The organism is Aliidiomarina sp. (assembly GCF_022565475.1).
In the GTDB taxonomy this organism is placed as follows: domain Bacteria; phylum Pseudomonadota; class Gammaproteobacteria; order Enterobacterales; family Alteromonadaceae; genus Aliidiomarina.
The window spans coordinates 322,107-341,538 of sequence record NZ_JAIUMR010000001.1 but is presented as its reverse complement, the minus strand read 5'-3'; the positions used below and the strand labels follow the sequence as shown (position 1 = coordinate 341,538).

The window sequence follows — 19,432 nt, the reverse complement described above, 5'->3', positions numbered from 1 at the left end:
CACGAATGAATCTAAATTTTTTAGAGTTTGAGCAGCCTATTGCTGAACTAGAAGCACAAATTGAAGAGTTACGTGCTGTCGGCGCGAAAGGCGGTCTCGATATTGACTTAGAAAAAGAGATCACGCAGCTACAAAAGAAGCGTAGCGAACTAATTACCAAGATCTTTGGCGATTTAGGCGCGTGGCAAATGGCTCAGTTAGCTCGCCATCCGCTGCGCCCTTATACCTTGGACTACATTAAGCTCATGTTCACTGAGTTTGATGAGTTGGCCGGTGACCGCGCCTTTGCCGACGATAAAGCAATTGTTGGCGGCATTGCTCGACTGGACGGCAAACCGATCATGGTCATTGGCCAACAGAAAGGTCGAGAAACCAAAGAAAAGGTTCGCCGCAATTTCGGTATGCCGAAACCAGAAGGTTATCGCAAAGCGCTACGCCTAATGGAAATGGCCGAACGTTTTAAAATGCCAATCGTGACCTTTATTGATACACCGGGTGCATACCCAGGAATCGGTGCCGAAGAGCGTGGGCAGAGTGAAGCCATTGCCCGAAACTTAAAAGTCATGGCGCGTTTGCGGGTACCGATTGTCTGTACTGTGATTGGTGAAGGTGGCTCCGGTGGTGCTTTGGCGATTGGTGTAGGTGACCGTGTGAATATGCTGCAATACAGCACTTACTCGGTGATTTCACCAGAAGGCTGTGCGTCGATTTTGTGGAAAAGTGCCACGAAAGCTGAATTAGCGGCTGAAGCCATGGGTGTTACCGCGCAACGTTCGTTGGAGTTAGGCCTGATTGATAAAATCGTTGAAGAACCGCTTGGTGGCGCGCATCGCGACTACGCGACGACCGCAACGCGATTAAAACAGCGTATTGCCGACGACCTCGCAAGTCTTTCGGGGTTGTCGCATGATGAGTTGCTGGAGCAGCGTTATAAAAAGCTGATGTCGTTTGGTTACGTTTAAATAGGACCCATGATGGCGCTTCCTGCGTCAGCAGAAACTGACCTTTATCCGCTGTATCGTGATCTGTTGACCTCGTTGGAACTTCCTGCGGGGCAACAGATTGTGGTGGCTTTAGGTGGTGGTGCGGATTCTCAGTCCGTGCTCGACTTAACCTTGCGCTTCCAGCAGGAGTTTCCCGACTTTCACTACCTCGCGATTCACCTTGATCATTATTTCCATCCGGATTCGCCTGCATGGGCTGAGTTTTTACGCACTTATTGTCAACGTGCGGGAATCGACCACATTGTTGAGCCAGTGACCGTGCCGACCGGTAAGCGCTTGAGCAAGGAAGAGCAGGGGCGTTTAGCACGCTATCGCCGTTTGGCTGAGTTAACCAGCAAGAACGCCGTGATTTTATTAGGCCAGCATCGCACTGATCAGGTTGAAACCCTGCTGTTACAGCTCAAACGTGGTTCGGGACCAAAAGGACTCGCGGGAATGCAGCAAATTGCTGAGTTTGTCGATCAGCGCCGTTTAATCCGTCCTTTGCTGAACGTAACGAAAGATCAAATTTATCGTTATGCACGAGCTCATGGCGTCGAGTGGATTGAAGATGACACCAATCATGACACCCGAATCGAGCGTAATTTTTTTCGCCATACAATCATTCCCCAGATTGAAGCGCGCTTTCCGTCATTTCAGCATACAGCGGCGCGCACTGCTGCGTTATGCGGCGAACAAACAGAAGTCCTGCAAGCGCTGTTGAGCGAAAAATTAGGCGACTTTCAGACGGCGGAAAACTGGTTTGAATTAACCAATTGGTGGTCGCTTGATGAAAAATTGCAGCGAGCGCTACTGCGCGCTTGGTTAGAAACCTTTCAAATCACCCTTCCGAGTGCGGCTATCCTATACGAGCTACAAACCCAGTTGCAACGTAGTCGCGGTGGCAAGCAAGTGCGAGTCAATTGGAGCCAAGTTGAAGTGTATCGTCAACAGAAATGGCTAAAGCTAGATTTCCGCGGCCGCTAATATTTCTGCGCAAAAAAGCACCTTTTTCGTTAAAACTTCGTATCTAAGCGGTAACTGGCAGCTGGTATGGAATAATTTTAACAATCTATCGTCTATACTCCACGCCGACTCGTTAACCTTTGTTCTTGACGTATAATAAAAGCCTAATATTTCAGCGACAATTTGTTACATTTTCGTTATGGATATTCGCGTACACTAGTTAGGTTAATGGTAATATAAAAAAAGATAGCACTGTTTTAAATTGCGACACGGTTCGGTTGCTCGATACAGCAACTGGGAATACTACTCTATCAGCGGTTAAATTACTCATGGCAGTTAAAAAGCGTCTCATTATTGTACCGATTTTAATTATTACGGCTGCAATCCTCATTTTCATGGCACTTTCATCTTCACGACCAACGCCACCGCGACAAGGTGTTGAGCGCCTTCCAGTGTTAGTTGAATACACAGTGATAGAGGTAGGTCCGGTGCGTTTTCAAGTACCAACCCAGGGTAATGTGATGCCGCGCTTCGCAACGCAACTGACCGCAGAAGTAGGGGGGCGGATTCACTGGGTCTCACCTCGCTTCGTGGCCGGTGGATTTTTTAGTAAAGGCGAAGTACTGCTGCGCATCGATGACTTTGATTTTCGCACTGCGCTCGAAGAGGCGAAAGCGAACTTGGCCCGTGCTCAAGCCATGGTCGCTGAAGAGCGAGCGCGTGGGCAGGTAGCAGAGGCAGAGTGGCGTTCGATTCAGGCAGGCGAAATTCCGGAATTAGGTTTACGACGCCCGCAGTTAGCAAGTGAACTTGCCAACTTACAGTCGGCACAAGCTCGTCTTGCCCAAGCTGAACGCAACCTTGAGCGTACTGAGATTAAAGCGCCGTTTAATGGGGTACTGCAGAGCCGGAACGTCAATCTAGGCCAATTTATCCCAGCAAATGCGAATATTGGTTCGTTCTTCGGTACTGACGTTGCTGAAATTCGCGTTGCACTTTCTGAGTTCGATCTCGCGCTATTGCCGGCCATTGAACCGGGTGCAGCGGTTGATACCTTTCCGACCGCAATTTTAAAGGCAGAAGTTGCTGGCGAATCGCGTCAATGGCAAGGTCATTTAATTCGCACGGAAGGCGTGATTGATGCGGATAGTCGTGTGACCTATGCGGTCATTGCTGTTGAAGACCCGTATAACCTCGCGGAAGATGCTGATCGTTCAGCCTTACCCTTCGGTCGCTTTGTCCGCATGCAATTACAAGGCATTGAGGTGAATGATTTAGTTGAACTGCCGCGCTATGCAGTAACGAGCAATCAACAAGTTTGGGTGATTACACCTGAGCGCACTTTAGAATTACGCGATGTCGAGATCTTCCGACGCGACCGCAATGCAGTTTATATCCGCTCTGGGTTAGCTGCCGGCGAATTGGTGATGCTGACTCAATTAGAAAACCCTCTGAATGGACTGCGCGTGCGCATTCCCGGTGAAGAAAATCCGCATGCAACGGCTGACGGAGAATAAACATGCAGCGTGAAACTGGAATTATTGCGTGGTTTACGCGCAATCGAGTTGCCGCCAATTTATTAATGTTCTTAATTATTGTTGCCGGTATTGCTGCGGTGTTTTCCATCCGCAAACAAATGTTTCCGACCATTGAACCGAATACGATTTCGGTTCGTGTCTTGTACCCAGGCGCCGCACCGCAGGAGGTCGAGCAGGGCGTTATTATTCGTATTGAAGATGCCATCGATGAAGTCGAAGGTATAAAAAGAATTACGAGTAATGCGCGCGAAGGTATGGGCACGGTTACAATCGAAGTGGAATCGAACTACAACATCCAAGAAGTAATGGATGAAGTACGCATGAACGTGGATGGTATTTCCAGTTTTCCTGCGCAAATTGAACCGCCATTGGTTTATCGAATGCGGCCGCAACGACAGATTATTTGGATGTCTGTCTATGGTGATCTCGATGAACGTTCGCGGAAGAACTTAGCCCGTGAAATTCGGGATGAGGTTCGTTCGATTTCGGGGATTACGCGTGCAACTGTCGTCGGCGCGCGTAGCGATGAGATTTCAATTGAGATTTCTGAGCATGATTTACGTCAGTTCGGTCTAACCTTTCAAGACATAGTGCAAGCTGTTCGCGGCACGTCCATTGATATTCCCGGCGGCACGATTCGGACACCGAATGGCGATATTTTGTTGCGCGCGAAAGGTCAAAGCTATAGCGGCCGTGAATTCGAAGATATTGTCTTATTGCGACGTCCAGACGGCACTCGAATTACCATCGGCGACATCGCGATTGTTCGTGACGATTTTGTTGAAACGCGTGCATTTGCGGAGTTTGATGGCGGCCGAGCGACCTTTGTGCGTGTCGACTCAGTTGGCGATCAAAATGACTTGCAAATTGCGCGTTCAGTGAAGCGTTATGTCGAGCAGAAGAAAAACGATTTGCCAGCAGGGGTTTATCTCGACCATTGGGGGGATAGCTCCTATTACTTGCAGGGCCGACTCGACCTGATGATGAAGAACATGTACTTCGGCATCGTCTTGGTCTTCCTTGCTTTGACATTATTCCTGCAATTGCGCCTGGCATTTTGGGTCATGGTTGGGTTGCCGGTTTGTTTCCTCGGTGCTTTAGCGCTGATGAATCTTGCTGTGTTTGATGTTTCCGTAAACATGATTTCCTTGTTTGGCTTTATCCTCGTGCTCGGGATCGTGGTCGACGATGCGATAATCATCGGAGAAAGTGCCTACTCCGAAATTGAGGCACACGGTAAATCCGAAGAAAACGTAATTCGTGGCGCGAAGCGTGTCGCCTTACCAGCCACATTCGGGGTGTTGACTACGATCGTCGCTTTCGTCCCTATGCTGATGGTTGGTGGCACGATGGCGGGCATTTGGGAGTCCATTGCCTACGTGGTGATCTTCTGTTTGATTTTTTCGTTGATTGAGTCGAAGTGGATTCTACCTGCGCATATTAATGGGATGAAATTTTCTAAGACCGCCGATAGCAAACAAAACGCATTTCAACGTTTTCGGAATCGCTTCGCGGATGGTTTGAAAGTATTTGTGCAGAAACGCTATCGGCCGTTCGCCGAAAAGTGTGTGAAATACCGCTACAATACCATCGCTGCATTCGTAGCTTTAATGATCATTATGTTCGGCTTACTCTCCGGCGGATTTGTGCGTTGGGTGTTCTTCCCGAATATCCCCAGCGACTTTATTTTTGCCCAAGTGCAGATGCAACCGGGTACCAATGAAGAGCGTACCGCTGGCGTTTTACGTGAACTCCGCTCAGTGCTGGAGGAACTCAACGAAGAATACGAGCAGAAGCATGGTGAACCCATGGTCAAGCACGTCAACCTATTCCTCAATAGTGCTGAGTCTGGCCAGGTTATGGTTGAGTTGGAGAAAGGTGAAAAGCTAGAGATTGACGGTTTCGTTGCGGTCAACAATTGGCGTGAGCGAGTCCCTGAATTAGCAGGTGTCAAAGAACTGAACTTCCAAGGCAGTATTGGTGGCGGGCCGAGTTTTGATATCGAGTTCCAGCTCAGTGGTCGTAATCTTGACGAGCTTGCTGCTGCAGCGCGTGATCTGCGTGCCGTTCTGGCGGAATACGGGGGTGTGTTTGATATCTCGGACACATTTGGAACACCGCGTGAAGAAGTTCAGCTGCGCTTGAATTCGACTGCTGACTCGGTCGGTGTAACGCTGCAAGACTTAGCTACGCAAGTGCGCTATGCCTTCTATGGTGCTGAAGCACAACGACTACCGCGTAATGACGAAGAAGTGCGTGTGATGGTTCGCTATCCGCTGTCAGAACGGCAATCAATTGGCAACCTAGAGAGTATGATGATCCGCACGCCTGATGGTCGCGAGATACCGTTTAGAGAAATTGCCGAGGCGCAAATAGCAGACGGTTTTAGCACCATTAATCGGGTGAATGGGGTGCGGTCAGTGAATGTGCGGGCGCGGGTTGATAAGGATCGCATTGAACCGGGCTCGATTGTCCGCGATGTGCAGGCGAATTATCTTCCTGACATTTTGGCACAATATCCGAATGTTCGTTTTGGACTTGAAGGCGCGAGTCTGGACGAAGCGGAGGCGCTGAGTTCCTTAGCCTTTGGTGCGCTCTTGGCATTATTTGGAATTTATGCCTTGATGGCGATTCCGTTGAAGTCCTACAGCCAGCCATTAATTATCATGTCGGTCATTCCGTTTGGTGTAATCGGTGCGATTTTTGGCCACTGGGTGCTGCAGATGCCAATCAGTATTCTTAGTCTATTCGGAATTATTGCATTGGCCGGCGTTGTGGTGAATGACAGTCTGATATTGGTCGATTATGTCAACCAAACCAAAGACAAGGTCAAAGATCTACGCGAGGTTGTCGTGAATGCTGGTTGTGCCCGTTTTCGCGCGATTGTATTGACGTCATTGACGACGTTTATGGGTCTTGCACCGATTGTATTGGAACGCAGTATGCAGGCCAAATTTGTGATTCCAATGGCGATTTCTCTGGCCTTCGGTATATTGTTTGCAACCGTCATTACACTCATACTCATACCGTGTTTGTATCTGGTGTTGAATGATATTAAGCAGTGGTTTGGTCGCGGGCGACCGGTCGTCGCAAGTGACGAAGTAAGCCGTATGTAAGGCATTCAAACGAGTAAAAAAGGGCAAATGAAGATTTGCCCTTTTTTCTGTCATAAAAAACGCTAAACTGTGAGCTTACACTTACCCATCGCAGCATTGGTTTTTATTGCAAATGAACGCGGTTGTAGATTCAGGGAGAGTTCGGCATGTTGAAAATGATCGCTATTCCGTTAATTGATATCATAGCGTTTGCTTGGTTTATGTCATGTTGGGTGGGCTATTCATTTTTTGCGCGGAAACGAGCGAAAACCTACTACTCGCTGTCCAATATTCTGTGTACGTTGCGTGTTGAATGGATGAACGCAGTGGTGCATAAGGAACATCACATTGCTGACGCCGCCTTGGTGGGTAACGTCGAGCGCACGGTTACTTTTTTTGCTTCCTCAACCATTTTTGTGCTCGCTGGTGTATTAACTGTTATTGCCTCGAACGATGCCTTCGTGCGGGTTCTGGAGCAATTGCCATTCACCACCGAACAAAGTCATGGTTTGGTTCTGTTAAAACTCGCTGGTATCGCCAGTATCATGGTATTTGCCTTCTTTAAGTTTACTTGGGCGGTACGTCAATTTGGCTTTGTTTCCATTTTATTGGGAATGGCACCGTCAATCTCGCGCCCGACGGTCGAAAAAGCGCAGCGTGAGGCATTCTCACTCAATGCCGCAAAAGTACTCGATCAGGCAGGACATGAGTATAATTACGGTTTACGAGCCTATTATTTTGCGCTTGCCTACCTATGTTGGTTTGTGAGCCCCTGGCTGTTCATTCTCGCGAGCATCGTGGTTACCGCAGTGCTCTATCGGCGTGAATACAATTCACGTGTGTTACGAGCACTATTGGCCTCGCAAGGGCTCGAGCCCGGACCGAAACAATCTGGCACGGTCTAATCATAGTTTAATCTTTTAAACAGGAGTTACGAATCAATGGTGCAATCATGGCCTGACGATAGCTTTTTAGCATTCACGCGGCAACATGAGTGGGGAGGTTTAGCCCCTGTTTCATCACAGTTAAGCAATGGTGTTCGCGTCATCCAACATGACAGCGGCGTTATTGAATTTATTCCACCTGAGCAATCTGCGGCGCTGGACGTAGTCCTGTCATGCGCAGTCCATGGCGATGAAACCGCACCCATAGAAATTTGTGACGAGCTGATTAGCGCGCTGATGCGAGAAGAGTTCGTGCCGAAAAGTCGCGTGTTATTTTTAATCGCGAATCCGGCGGCGATTAATATCGGGCAACGATTTGTCGAAGAGAATATGAACCGGTTATTTAGCGGTGGGCACAGTCAAGGCGAGGGCTTAATCAACCGTGAACGCGAGCGCGCCAAAGCATTGGAAGGCTTTGTCATTGATTTTTTTGCGGCGACGCCACGCACACATACTCGCATACATTACGATTTGCATACCGCTATTCGTGACTCCAAACACGAAAAATTTGCAGTTTACCCCTACCAGAACGGCAAACCTTACTCGGCTGAACAGTTGCGTTTGTTAGCGGCGCTCGATGTTCCTGTGGTGCTGCTGCATGAGGGGCCAACGACAACCTTCTCGTATTTTTCGGTAAACGCATGTGATGCTCATGGCTTCACCGTCGAACTGGGTAAAGTGCGTCCATTTGGCGAGAATGATATGACGCGCTTCACACAAACCAAAGCGCAACTACTGACGTTGATCCGTGATGGTTTGAACATAGAGGCAACGCCGAGATTAACCTCGGTACAAATCTATCAAGTGCAACGCAGCATTAACCGCACACAAACAGATTTTCAATTGAATTTCCCCGATGATGTGGCGAATTTCACGTCATTTAAGCAAGGTGATTTGCTTGCGCGCGATGGTTCCGAGCCGGTGTATGCTGAACAGGACGGCGAAGCGATTATTTTTCCAAATGCGAAAGTGGCGATTGGTCAGCGCGCACTTTTGACCGTCATGCCGGTGGCTATGGATAAACTCAATGTTGCCTAATCCTTGGCCAGTTGAGTCTGGTCAGAGCAAGCGCTTGGCAAATGTACGCTAGAATGAACACCAATTACGACAGAACTGAACGACAAAGTTTGCATCGCAGTTGACGTAAAGGTAAAGTCTGTCACAAAGTATTAACACACTGAAGAGAACGCTATGGCTACGCAAATGGCAAAGGATCCTCAAAAAACTGCAGTGACTACTGAACTGCAGGTAATTTCCGGGAATGCCCTTGATATTCCTATGTATCAGTTGCTGAAAGAAGACGGCACGGTGCATAAAGGAGTCAAACTTCCGGAAATCGGCAAAGAGCTGGCGCTGAAGATGTTCAGTACCATGCAGTTTATTCGGATTTTGGATGAGCGTATGATCGCCGCACAACGCCAAGGTCGAATTAGCTTTTACCTCTCATCATTGGGTGAAGAGGCCGCAGCAATTGGCTCGGCGGCTGCGCTTAAGTTTGAAGACATGATTATGGGTCAGTACCGTGAGCAAGGCGCTTTGGCGTTTCGCGGGTTTACTATTGACCAGTTCATGAATCAGCTGTTCTCGAACGAGCTTGATTTGGGTAAAGGTCGGCAAATGCCAGTGCACTACGGCTGCGCTGACTTGAACTTCATGACGATTTCGTCGCCGCTCGGCACGCAAATCCCACAAGCAACGGGTTACGCATATGGTCAGAAGCAGTCTGGCGATAAGACCTGTACCTTATGTTATTTCGGTGAAGGCGCCGCTTCAGAAGGTGACTTCCACGCCGGTTTAAATATGGCTGCTGTATTTAAAGTGCCCGTTATCTTCTTCTGCCGGAACAATGGTTACGCGATTTCAACGCCGGCCAATGAGCAATTTGCTGGCGATGGTATTGCCCCGCGTGCTGTTGGTTATGGCATGAAAGCCATTCGCGTCGACGGTAATGATATTTTTGCCGTTTACCAAGCTGTGCAAGAAGCGCGTCGCTTAGCGGTTGAAGAGAATGAGCCCGTGCTTATTGAAGCCATGTCATATCGGATGGCCGGCCACTCAACATCGGACGATCCAAGTGGTTATCGCAGCAAGGAAGAAGAAGAAGCACGCCGCAAACGCGAGCCGATGATCCGCTTCCGCAATTGGTTGGTGAAGCAAGGTTGGATTAGCGAAGAAGAAGCTGACGCACAAATGCAACAGCATAAAGAAGAAGTTTTAGCGGCATTGAAGCGAGCAGAAACTGTTGCTGCGCCGCATGTTGATGAAATTATTGTTGACGTCTATGACGAGCCGACGCAAGCGTTGAAAGATCAACTTGAAGCGTTAAAAGCACACATCCGGCAATATCCAGATGCGTACCCGGCTACCTCAGGAGGCGTTAAGTAATGGCAAAAATGAATTTACTCCAAGCCATCAACAGCGCTCTCGATGTGGCGATGGCAAAGAACGACAAAGTTAGTGTTTTTGGTGAAGACGTTGGCCACTTTGGTGGTGTTTTCCGAGCAACTAGCGGTTTGCAGCAAAAGTATGGCCGTAGCCGTTGTTTTAACACGCCATTGGTTGAGCAAGGAATTATTGGCTTTGCCAACGGTTTGGCTGCGCAAGGGAGTTTCCCAGTTGCGGAAATTCAGTTCGGTGATTACATATTCCCGGCATTTGACCAAATCGTGAACGAAACCGCCAAATTCCGTTATCGCTCAGGTAACGAATTTAATGTCGGTGGTTTAACCATTCGTACTCCTTATGGCGGTGGTATTCATGGTGGTCACTATCACTCGCAATCACCAGAAGCTTACTTTGCCCACACGCCAGGCTTAAAAATTGTTGTTCCACGCAACCCGTATCAGGCTAAAGGCTTGTTGCTGAGTGCGATTTTTGATCCAAACCCAGTTTTATTCCTCGAGCCGAAGCGTTTATATCGCGCTGCGGTTGGCGAAGTACCGGAAGAAGAGTACACACTGCCTATTGGTAAGGCTGAAGTTGTGCAGGAAGGTACGGATATCACAGTCGTTGGCTGGGGTGCCCAAGTCGAAGTGATTGAGCGCGCAGCAGAATTGGCGAAGAAAGACGGTGTCAGCGTTGAAATTATCGACTTACGCAGCATTTTGCCGTGGGATGTCGACACGGTTGCGCAGTCGGTGATGAAAACGGGTCGCATGGTTGTTAGCCAAGAAGCGCCGCATACCATGGCGTTCGGCAGCGAAGTGGCGGCAACGATTCAGGAAAAATGCTTCCTGTACTTAGAGTCGCCGGTGATGCGTGCTTCAGGTTTAGATACACCGTACCCGCTTGCGCACGAAAAAGAGTACTTCTCAGATCATCTGAAGACGTACGAAATGATTAAACGTTCACTGAATTACTAACAGGAGCTTTCATGAGCACGGATTTCATTTTACCAGATATCGGTGAAGGTATCGTTGAGTGTGAAATCGTCGAATGGCAAGTCCAGGAAGGCGATTCAGTGCAAGAAGATCAGGTCGTTGTCGAAGTGATGACGGATAAGGCAGTGGTGGAGATTCCGGCCAAGTTTGACGGTACTGTTACCAAGCTTTACTACGCCAAAGGCGACATCGCTAAAGTCGGTGAGCCACTGTTTGCAATTGATGCCGAAGGCACTGACTCAGCGCCTGCGCAAGCAGAAAGTAAGCCAACGCCAGTTGCACCGGCAGATTCGCAACCAGAAGAAATTCAAGCCGCTCCGGCAGCTGCTGCAGGCAGCGCGAATGACTTTATTTTGCCAGATATTGGTGAAGGTATTGTCGAGTGTGAGATCGTTGAATGGCGTGTGAGCGAAGGCGAGCAAGTTGAAGAAGACCAAGTTGTCGTCGAAGTCATGACCGATAAAGCGGTGGTTGAAATCCCGGCCAAATCTGACGGCGTGGTGAGCAAGTTATATTACGCGAAAGGCGACATTGCCAAAGTTGGAGCGCCGCTGTTTGCGTTAACGGGCGCAGCCGACGCAACAACACCTGCACCCGAATCAGCACCTGCACCAGCGGCAGCGTCTGCAACTGCAACGCCTGCAACTGCAGAGCCAGCGCGCGCAGCAGGTGGTCAGTTTGAGCCACCACAACCGGCTGCAGACGGAAAAGTTTTAGCGAGCCCGGCTGTGCGTCGACGTGCACGTGAAGCAGGAATTGATTTAACTGCAGTGCAGGGTAGTGGCAAAAAAGGTCGGATTCTGAAAGAAGATCTGAGCGCTGCTAAAGCATCCTCTGCTACGACAAACGCTGCTGCAGCACCTGCTGCAACCAGTGCCCCGGCTGCAACACCAGCAACGGGCGGCAAGCGGACTGAGCCGATGCGCGGTGTCCGTGCAGCGATGGCACGGCAAATGGCCGATTCGGTGCGAACCATTCCGCATTTTACCTATGCTGAAGAGTTTGACCTCACTGAGTTACGTGCATTGCATGCGAAACTCAAAGCACAATATGCCGAGCAGGGCGTGCGCTTAACCTTGATGCCGTTCTTTATTAAAGCAATGTCATTAGCACTCAGCGAATTCCCGATTATGAATGCTCAGCTGAATGACGAAGCCACAGAAATCACTTATTTCGACGACCATAACATTGGTATGGCCGTTGCAACCAAAGTGGGTTTAATGGTGCCGAACATTAAGGCGGTACAGCAGAAGTCATTGTTAGAAGTGGCTGAAGAAGTGAACCGCTTAACGGCTGCCGCGCGGGAAGGGAAAGTTGCGCAAGCCGACATGAAAGGTGGCACGATTACCATTTCCAACATTGGCGTTGTCGGTGGCACGGTGACTACACCGATTATCAATAAGCCAGAAGCAGCGATTGTTGCGCTTGGTAAGGTACAAACCTTACCGCGCTTTGCTGCGGACGGTAGTGTTGTTGGCCGCGATATAATGACTGCAAGTTGGTCAGGCGACCATCGGATTATCGACGGTGCGACCATTGCAAACTTCAATAAGCGTTGGCAGCAGTTCCTTGAAGATCCAATGCAAATGCTGACCGTGATGCGCTAAGTGTCTCTGTAAATAATTAGCGCTTGAAGCAAATCGAAACTGCCTAAGTAAGTGAATGACTTAGGCAGTTTTTTTATGGTTGTTAAAAAATAATCATCGCGGATGAAGCCGTTTCGCTGCTTAACGACGTATTTAAAGGACTGCTAGTTAGTGTGAGGGTTAGGCTATGAAAAAATTTGTTTTGGCGAGTCTTCTTGGTGTTCTATCACTAACCTTTTTATCACTGGTCGATGGAGGAACAGCGATGGCAACAGAAGAGCCGAAGTATGAAGTCCTTGAGCAACGAGGACCGGTCGAGCTGCGTTTGTATCAACCTATGCTGATTGCGGAAACTTGGGTAACAGGGTCCATGAATGAAGCGTCGAACCGCGGCTTTCGTGTTCTAGCCGACTTCATTTTTGGTAATAACACTGCGGAATCGGGGCGGAGCCAAGACATTGCGATGACGTCACCGGTGACGATGAAGCCTCAATCAGTCGAGATTAGCATGACAGCACCCGTCACCATGCAACAAAACGACAATCGCTGGCGCGTGCATTTTGTCATGCCCAGTAAGTACAGTTATGAGACGCTGCCGAAACCGAATAATTCGCAAGTGCAGGTGCGCCAAGTACCGACACAAACCTATGCAGTTGTTTCATTTTCAGGCTTTGCCGGCGAGAGACGGACAAAACAAATAGCGACTGAGTTGCTCGCATGGATGCAAGATCAAGGGTTAACTCCCCTAGGAAGCCCAGAAGTTGCCCGTTATGACCCGCCCTGGCGATTACCTTTCCTACGCCGTAATGAAATCATGATTGCTTACTTGGATGACCAGCACGACGATGAGGTTGCGGTTGTCGTGAAATAGCGCTAGCTGCTCGGTATAGCGTTTAATTACTGGGCTTAATTGCATAGGCTTTGTGAGATTACTTTGTTAATCTAGGGTTAATATAACAACAACACTTGGAGAGCCTAGCTTCATGAAATACGCCATTCCATTACTGACGGTTGCCCTGTTAACTGCCTGTGCTGAAGCCCCAGCGCCAGCAGAGACAGACGCCGCGCAATCAAATTTAACCTACCCAGAAACGCGTAAAGGCGATGTGGTCGACACCTATTTTGGTCGCCAAGTTGCAGACCCATATCGTTGGTTAGAAGACGATCGCAGCGCTGAAACTAGCGCTTGGGTTAAAGCTCAGAATGAACTGACATTTTCTTACTTAGAGCAAATTCCATATCGTGATTCTATTCGTGAGCGGTTACAAGACTCATGGAATTTCGAGCGCTTAGGTGCACCGTTTAAAGAAGGCGATTACACCTATTTCTATCGCAACGATGGCCTGCAAAACCAGTTTGTTTTGTACCGTCAGAAAGATGACGGTGAGCCAGAGGTGTTCCTCGACCCAAATACGTTTAGTGCTGATGGCACAACGTCTATGGCTTCTTTGAGTTTTTCGCGTGACGGTAGTTTAGCGGCATATGCGATTTCTGAGGGCGGCAGTGACTGGCGGAAGATCATCGTGATTGATGTCGAAACTGGCGAACAAATTGGTGATGTGCTCGAAGACATCAAATTTAGTGGCATTAACTGGGTCGGTAACGAAGGCTTTTATTATTCAAGCTATGACAAGCCGGACGGCAGCGCTCTTTCGGCAATGACCGAGCAGCATAAGCTGTATTTCCATCGTTTGGGTACACCTCAGTCCGAAGACCAAGTCGTGTTTGGTGAGAAGCCTGAGGAAATTCATCGTTACGTGGGCGCTAGTGTCACCCGTGATGACCGCTATTTATTGGTCTCGGCATCAGTATCGACTTCGGGTAACAAACTCTTTATTAAAGACCTCGAGAATCCAGAAGCTGGCTTTACAGCAATTGTTGAGACGCCAAGTCACGATGTGAGTTTACTCACCGCTGAGGGTGATACCCTGTATTTTCTAACCAACCGCGATGCACCGAACCGTCGCGTGGTCATGGCGAATGCGGCAAATCCGCAACCTGAGCATTGGCAGGATGTGATTCCGGAAACCAATCACGTGTTACGTGCGAGTACCGGTGCCGGCTATATCTTTGCTAATTACATTGTCGATGCAGTCGCGCAAGTACAGCAATACGACTTAGAAGGTAATTTGGTCCGTGAAATCGATCTGCCTGGTGTGGGCAGTGCCGGTGGTTTCGGTGGTAAGGCAGACGCCGAGGAGCTGTTCTTCAGTTTTGCCAATTACACGACGCCGAGCAGCATCTATCGTTTCGATCCGCATACCGGTGAGAGCGAGCTGTTTAATCGCCCGGAAACTAACTTTGACCCGGCAAATTACACGTCTGAGCAAGTGTTCTATACCTCGCAAGACGGTACGCGGATTCCAATGATTATTAGCTATCGCAATGATCTTGAGCGTGATGGCAGCAACCCAACCATTCTCTATGGCTACGGCGGTTTTAATATCAGCCTGACGCCTTCGTTCAGCGTTGCTAACGCGGTTTGGATGGACATGGGTGGTATTTATGCCGTTGCCAATATCCGTGGTGGTGGCGAGTACGGTAAAGCTTGGCATGATGCCGGTCGCCAATTAAACCGTCAGAACGTCTTCGATGACTTTATTGCTGCGGGCGAGTATCTCATTGAGGAAAATTACACCAGCAGCAATAAATTAGCGATTCGTGGTGGGTCGAATGGCGGCCTGTTAGTGGCAGCGGTGTCGACCCAGCGCCCTGAGCTGTTCCAAGTCGCAATTCCGGCCGTTGGTGTGTTAGACATGTTGCGTTACCACACCTTTACAGCCGGCGCGGGTTGGGCATATGACTACGGCACATCCGAGCAAAGTGAAGAGATGTTTGAGTATTTGCTGGGCTACTCGCCTGTGCATAACGTCCGTGAAGGTGTGAATCACCCAGCAACGATGGTGACCACCGCTGACCACGATGATCGCGTTGTACCGGCGCATTCATTCAAGTATGCCGCTGAGTTACAGGCGAAAGATGGTGGCGAAAACCCACAGTTGATTCGCATTGATGTCAATGCGGGCCATGGTGCGGGAATGCCGGTGTCAATGGTCATTGACCAAGCTGCCGACGTGTTCTCGTTTATCTTATACAACATGGGCTATAGCGAACTGCCACGCTAAGTCTCTAAACCAATTGAAAAAGGGCTATGCGGTAATCGCATAGCCCTTTTTTCATGTTTACTAGCGTTAAATCTCTGCGACTAAAGAAGGTCACGCACTGGGCGGAAGCTCTTACGATGAATCGGGCTAACGCCATGTGCTTTCAGTGCAGCTAAATGCTCAGCAGTACCGTAGGCTTTGTGTTTGGCGAAATTATACTGCGGGTAAAGCTCGTGCCATTCAAGCATTTGCCGATCTCGCTCGACCTTGGCTAGAATCGACGCAGCACCGATACAGGCTTCTTTTAAGTCACCGCCAACAATAGCTTCGGCCGGTACGGCAAGTTTCGGCAGCCGATTGCCGTCGATCAAAACCAGCTCGGGACGTTGATGTAATGCTTCGACGGCGCGCTTCATGGCTAACATGGTCGCATGCAGAATATTCAATTCGTCAATTTCTTCGACGCTACAGTGGGCTATCGACCAACATAGCGCTTTTTCACGAATTTCGAGATTCAGTGCATTGCGCTTTTTCTCGCTAAGTTTTTTCGAGTCAGTGATTCCCGTAATTGGATTGTTTGGATCAAGTATCACCGCAGCTGCAATGACGGGACCTGCAATTGGGCCGCGACCCGCTTCGTCGACTCCACAGGTCAGTAGAGGGCGTTTTAGTTCAGACACGTTTTCGTCCTTTTTATTCTAAAAGCAGGTTTTCACAATCAGTTCGCGCAGCTGTTGTTGTGCTGGCTTTATTTCCGCCAGGGTGATGTACTCGTCCGGCTGATGCGCCTGACGAATAGAGCCCGGGCCCATAACAATGGTTTCGCAACCTAGATCATGAATAAATGGTGCTTCGGTACAATAGTTAGCGGGTTCAGCGTTCTGCCCACTGATCGCTTCAGCCAAACGGACTAAAGCGGCATCGGCTTTGGTTTCATAGCCAGGAATCGGTTCATGCATGGCGATAATGTCGAGTGCATTCGGATAACGCTCTCGAATGGGCGCCAATGCGCCGTTAAGCATGTCATTCAGTGTATCGATACGCATACCCGGTAATGGCCGCATATCCATGTGTAGCTCGCAACAGGCACAAATACGGTTCGCTGCGTCGCCGCCGTGGATGTGGCCGAAATTCAAGGTTGGATAAGGGACTTCGAACGCGGGCTCATGAAACTTGTCTTTCAGGCTTTGCTCAAGAGTTTTCAGGGAACCAAGCACTTCGTGCATTATGCTAATCGCGTTTACACCTGCAGCGGGGTTAGAACTGTGGCCTGATTTCCCGGTGATGCGAATGCAGTCGGTCGAGTGACCTTTGTGCATACGCACCGGAACCATGTTCGTCGGCTCGCCAATGACCGCGTATTCTGGTTTTAAGTTGGCAAAGCGATGCAGTTCACGGGCACCCGCCATGGATGTTTCTTCGTCGGCAGTGGCTAGAATTCGCAGCGGCTTTTTTAATTTGCTGAGGTCAAGATCACGCACCGCTTCGATGACGAAAGCGAAAAAGCCCTTCATGTCAGCACTGCCTAAACCAAAGAGTTTACCGTCGGCTTCGGTGAGGGTGAATGGGTCACGCGTCCAGCGACCTTCGTCCCACGGCACCGTGTCGGTATGGCCTGATAACAAGAGACCTGCAGCACTACCGTCGGTTGGCTCAGGGCCGATACTGGCCAACAGATTATACTTGCCCGCTTGGCGCTCGAGTTCTTGTATCTCAACATGAAAGCCTAAGCTCGACAGCCACAGACCCAGTAATTCAATGACTTGTCGGTTCGAGATATCCCAAGTGGGTTCAAGACAACTAACCGATGGGGCGGCAATTAAATCACGGTACATATCCATGAACGAAGGCAAAGTGCGATGCATAAAAACTCCTAAGCAAGTCGAAGGGTACATCTTACCATGGCGCAGAAAAGAAAGGAGCTAAACTCGGTGAAGAGTTCAGCTCCTTTTTGTCTATCTTTTAACCAGAGGTTATAAGGCGTTACGTTTAACCAGCTGGGTAAATATAGTTGGCTTGGACACCGAGTGGGATTCCGATCATCCAGTAGAGCAACAAGAAGATGGTCCAAATAATACCCAAGGCGACACTGTATGGCAGCATCATCGAAACTAATGTACCGATACCTGTGCTCTTCACATAGCGTTGACAGTAAACCACAACGAGTGGGAAGTAAGGCAATAACGGCGTAATGATGTTACTCACCGAATCACCAACACGGTAGGCCGCCTGAGTCAGGTCAGGTGAGATACCGAGCTGCATCAGCATAGGTACGAAAATTGGAGAAATCAGTAACCATTTTGCGCTGGCAGAGCCAACGAATAGGTTAATAATCGCAACCAACATAATGATACCCACCAAGGTCACCGGGCCTGGAACAGCCATCGCTTGCAGGAAGTTCGCGCCTTTCATGGCCAGTAGAATGCCGAGATTCGAGTCACCAAATGCCTTGATAAAGAGCGCACAGAAGAAGGCCATGACCAGGTAGTAAGCCATGGTTTCCATGGTTTTCGACATTGCCATGATGACGTCTTTGGACTCAGTAAAGGTTCCAGCGACATAGCCGTGAACAATGCCAGGTACCCAGAACAACAAGAAGATAATCGGTACAATCGACTGCATCAGTGGTGCATCAAATGCAGCGATTTCACCCTCAGGTGAACGCAGCGCTGAGGTTTCTGGCAAGGTCATGACCACGAGTGCAACAATACCTGCAAGCATGGTTAGGCCACCGGCGGTAAAGGCTTTGCGGTCTTTGGCAGAAACTTCTTCGATTTTTGGCATTTCTTCAGGGTCACCGTCAACTTGGGTGCCTTGCAGCCGTGGCTCAATGATTTTATCAGTTAAGTACCAACCGACTAATACCACGACAATGCTCGACGCAGCGGTAAAGTACCAGTTGTTCAGTGGGTTGAGCAGAATCGTTGAGTCGTATAAGCGTGCCGCTTCTTGGGTAATCCCTTGCAACATCGGGTCGATCGCACTGGGTACAAAGTTTGCGGAGAAACCACCTGACACACCGGCAAACGCTGCGGCGATACCCGCAAGAGGGTGACGACCAGCGGCATAGAAGATAATACCACCAAGCGGAATAACGAGAACGTAGCCAGCATCAACTGCGGTATGGCTGACAATTGCCACTAAGATCAAAATTGGCGTGAGCAAGAATTTCGCTGTGTTGTTCAATAGCAACTTAATGCCAACGTTAATAAAACCACTGCGCTCTGCCACACCAATACCTAGCATAGCAACAAGCACGACACCTAACGGCGCAAATGACGTGAATGTTGTAACCATGGTGGCGAGGAAGTTCGCGAGGGCGGCGGGTGCGAGTAGGTTATTAACGACAATCTCGGTACCTGTTCGCGGGTCGATTTCACTATAACTAAATTGGGCGAACAATAAGCTCAGTGCCCAGACAATCACTAATAATCCAGCAAACATGACGGCTGGATCAGGGAGTTTATTGCCGATCACTTCGATTTTATTGAGGAAACGGTTGAGCAGACCGTTTTCTGTATCCTTGACTTGCTTGTCAGCGCTCATAATGAGTCCCCGTGGTTAACCACTGTTTTTGTTGTGTTTTCGGTGTGAGTTCGAATAAATCTCTAGTTAAAATGGCAGCTTCAGCGTCATTTTGCCTAGAACTCGAACAAAAATCGCATTTAGCATACATCCTTCAAGCCGTGATCGGTAGCCTTGTCAGACGCGAATTTGCGATCAGATTTCTTTTTTCTCAAAATAATCGTGTTTGCTACGAGTTTTATCGCATTCTTGTGGACGAAAACTGCCGATTTCAACGGAAATGTGTAAGATAAGCTTTAGATTTTAATGAT

Annotated in this window: 14 protein-coding genes; 11 read left to right on the top strand and 3 right to left on the bottom strand. The window is 49.1% G+C overall.

Annotated features, from left to right (window positions below; genetic code table 11):
• The first annotated feature begins 5 nt into the window (after positions 1-5).
• From accA to LAT77_RS01430, 11 genes are all read left to right on the top strand, one after another.
• Positions 6-962, top strand: coding sequence for an acetyl-CoA carboxylase carboxyl transferase subunit alpha (gene accA / locus LAT77_RS01480; RefSeq protein ID WP_290562761.1), 957 nt, complete (start codon positions 6-8; stop codon positions 960-962).
• Between the two features lie 12 nt (positions 963-974).
• On the top strand, positions 975-1,970 hold the full coding sequence (gene tilS, locus LAT77_RS01475; protein WP_290562760.1) for a tRNA lysidine(34) synthetase TilS: 996 nt from the start codon (positions 975-977) through the stop codon (positions 1,968-1,970).
• 308 nt (positions 1,971-2,278) lie between these two features.
• A complete protein-coding gene (locus LAT77_RS01470) occupies positions 2,279-3,466 on the top strand; it encodes an efflux RND transporter periplasmic adaptor subunit (protein ID WP_290562759.1) in 1,188 nt (395 codons plus the stop codon).
• 2 nt (positions 3,467-3,468) lie between these two features.
• Positions 3,469-6,603: an efflux RND transporter permease subunit gene (locus tag LAT77_RS01465; RefSeq protein WP_290562758.1), complete on the top strand. Its 3,135-nt coding sequence runs from the start codon at positions 3,469-3,471 to the stop codon at positions 6,601-6,603.
• 146 nt (positions 6,604-6,749) lie between these two features.
• Positions 6,750-7,487 (top strand): DUF599 domain-containing protein, encoded by a 738-nt coding sequence (locus LAT77_RS01460; protein ID WP_290562757.1) that lies wholly within the window; start codon positions 6,750-6,752, stop codon positions 7,485-7,487.
• A 36-nt stretch (positions 7,488-7,523) separates the two neighbouring features.
• On the top strand, positions 7,524-8,564 hold the full coding sequence (astE, locus tag LAT77_RS01455; RefSeq protein WP_290562756.1) for a succinylglutamate desuccinylase: 1,041 nt from the start codon (positions 7,524-7,526) through the stop codon (positions 8,562-8,564).
• Between the two features lie 165 nt (positions 8,565-8,729).
• Positions 8,730-9,911: a thiamine pyrophosphate-dependent dehydrogenase E1 component subunit alpha gene (locus LAT77_RS01450; protein WP_290562836.1), complete on the top strand. Its 1,182-nt coding sequence runs from the start codon at positions 8,730-8,732 to the stop codon at positions 9,909-9,911.
• Positions 9,911-10,888 carry a transketolase C-terminal domain-containing protein gene (locus LAT77_RS01445; RefSeq protein WP_126790422.1) on the top strand — a complete coding sequence of 326 codons (978 nt, stop codon included), beginning with the start codon at positions 9,911-9,913 and terminating at the stop codon, positions 10,886-10,888. The genes LAT77_RS01450 and LAT77_RS01445 overlap by 1 nt, the downstream gene beginning before the upstream one ends.
• 11 nt (positions 10,889-10,899) lie before the next feature.
• Positions 10,900-12,513, top strand: coding sequence for a dihydrolipoyllysine-residue acetyltransferase (locus LAT77_RS01440; RefSeq protein ID WP_290562755.1), 1,614 nt, complete (start codon positions 10,900-10,902; stop codon positions 12,511-12,513).
• A 166-nt stretch (positions 12,514-12,679) separates the two neighbouring features.
• The gene (locus LAT77_RS01435) at positions 12,680-13,363 is read left to right on the top strand and encodes a heme-binding protein (protein ID WP_290562754.1); all 684 of its coding nucleotides are present in this window, start codon (positions 12,680-12,682) and stop codon (positions 13,361-13,363) included.
• Positions 13,364-13,475: 112 nt separating this feature from the next.
• On the top strand, positions 13,476-15,617 hold the full coding sequence (locus LAT77_RS01430; RefSeq protein ID WP_290562753.1) for a prolyl oligopeptidase family serine peptidase: 2,142 nt from the start codon (positions 13,476-13,478) through the stop codon (positions 15,615-15,617).
• An 80-nt stretch (positions 15,618-15,697) separates the two neighbouring features.
• Here the strand turns inward: LAT77_RS01430 and rnhB are convergent, their stop codons facing one another.
• From rnhB to LAT77_RS01415, 3 genes are all read right to left on the bottom strand, one after another.
• Entirely contained in the window at positions 15,698-16,276 is a 579-nt protein-coding gene (gene rnhB, locus LAT77_RS01425) for a ribonuclease HII (protein WP_290562752.1), read from the bottom strand.
• Positions 16,277-16,294: 18 nt separating this feature from the next.
• Positions 16,295-17,461 carry an acetylornithine deacetylase gene (gene argE, locus LAT77_RS01420; protein WP_290562751.1) on the bottom strand — a complete coding sequence of 389 codons (1,167 nt, stop codon included), beginning with the start codon at positions 17,459-17,461 and terminating at the stop codon, positions 16,295-16,297.
• Between the two features lie 124 nt (positions 17,462-17,585).
• The gene (locus LAT77_RS01415; RefSeq protein WP_290562750.1) at positions 17,586-19,142 is read right to left on the bottom strand and encodes an AbgT family transporter; all 1,557 of its coding nucleotides are present in this window, start codon (positions 19,140-19,142) and stop codon (positions 17,586-17,588) included.
• Positions 19,143-19,432 lie beyond the last annotated feature (290 nt).

What these genes read in the sequence shown, in the direction of transcription:
- accA (WP_290562761.1), top strand. Translation starts at nt 6, where the DNA reads ATGAATCTAAATTTTTTAGAGTTTGAGCAGCCTATTGCTGAACTAGAA.
- tilS (WP_290562760.1), top strand. Translation starts at nt 975, where the DNA reads ATGGCGCTTCCTGCGTCAGCAGAAACTGACCTTTATCCGCTGTATCGT.
- LAT77_RS01470 (WP_290562759.1), top strand. Translation starts at nt 2,279, where the DNA reads ATGGCAGTTAAAAAGCGTCTCATTATTGTACCGATTTTAATTATTACG.
- LAT77_RS01465 (WP_290562758.1), top strand. Translation starts at nt 3,469, where the DNA reads ATGCAGCGTGAAACTGGAATTATTGCGTGGTTTACGCGCAATCGAGTT.
- LAT77_RS01460 (WP_290562757.1), top strand. Translation starts at nt 6,750, where the DNA reads ATGTTGAAAATGATCGCTATTCCGTTAATTGATATCATAGCGTTTGCT.
- astE (WP_290562756.1), top strand. Translation starts at nt 7,524, where the DNA reads ATGGTGCAATCATGGCCTGACGATAGCTTTTTAGCATTCACGCGGCAA.
- LAT77_RS01450 (WP_290562836.1), top strand. Translation starts at nt 8,730, where the DNA reads ATGGCAAAGGATCCTCAAAAAACTGCAGTGACTACTGAACTGCAGGTA.
- LAT77_RS01445 (WP_126790422.1), top strand. Translation starts at nt 9,911, where the DNA reads ATGGCAAAAATGAATTTACTCCAAGCCATCAACAGCGCTCTCGATGTG.
- LAT77_RS01440 (WP_290562755.1), top strand. Translation starts at nt 10,900, where the DNA reads ATGAGCACGGATTTCATTTTACCAGATATCGGTGAAGGTATCGTTGAG.
- LAT77_RS01435 (WP_290562754.1), top strand. Translation starts at nt 12,680, where the DNA reads ATGAAAAAATTTGTTTTGGCGAGTCTTCTTGGTGTTCTATCACTAACC.
- LAT77_RS01430 (WP_290562753.1), top strand. Translation starts at nt 13,476, where the DNA reads ATGAAATACGCCATTCCATTACTGACGGTTGCCCTGTTAACTGCCTGT.
- argE (WP_290562751.1), bottom strand. Translation starts at nt 17,461, where the DNA reads ATGCATCGCACTTTGCCTTCGTTCATGGATATGTACCGTGATTTAATT.
- LAT77_RS01415 (WP_290562750.1), bottom strand. Translation starts at nt 19,142, where the DNA reads ATGAGCGCTGACAAGCAAGTCAAGGATACAGAAAACGGTCTGCTCAAC.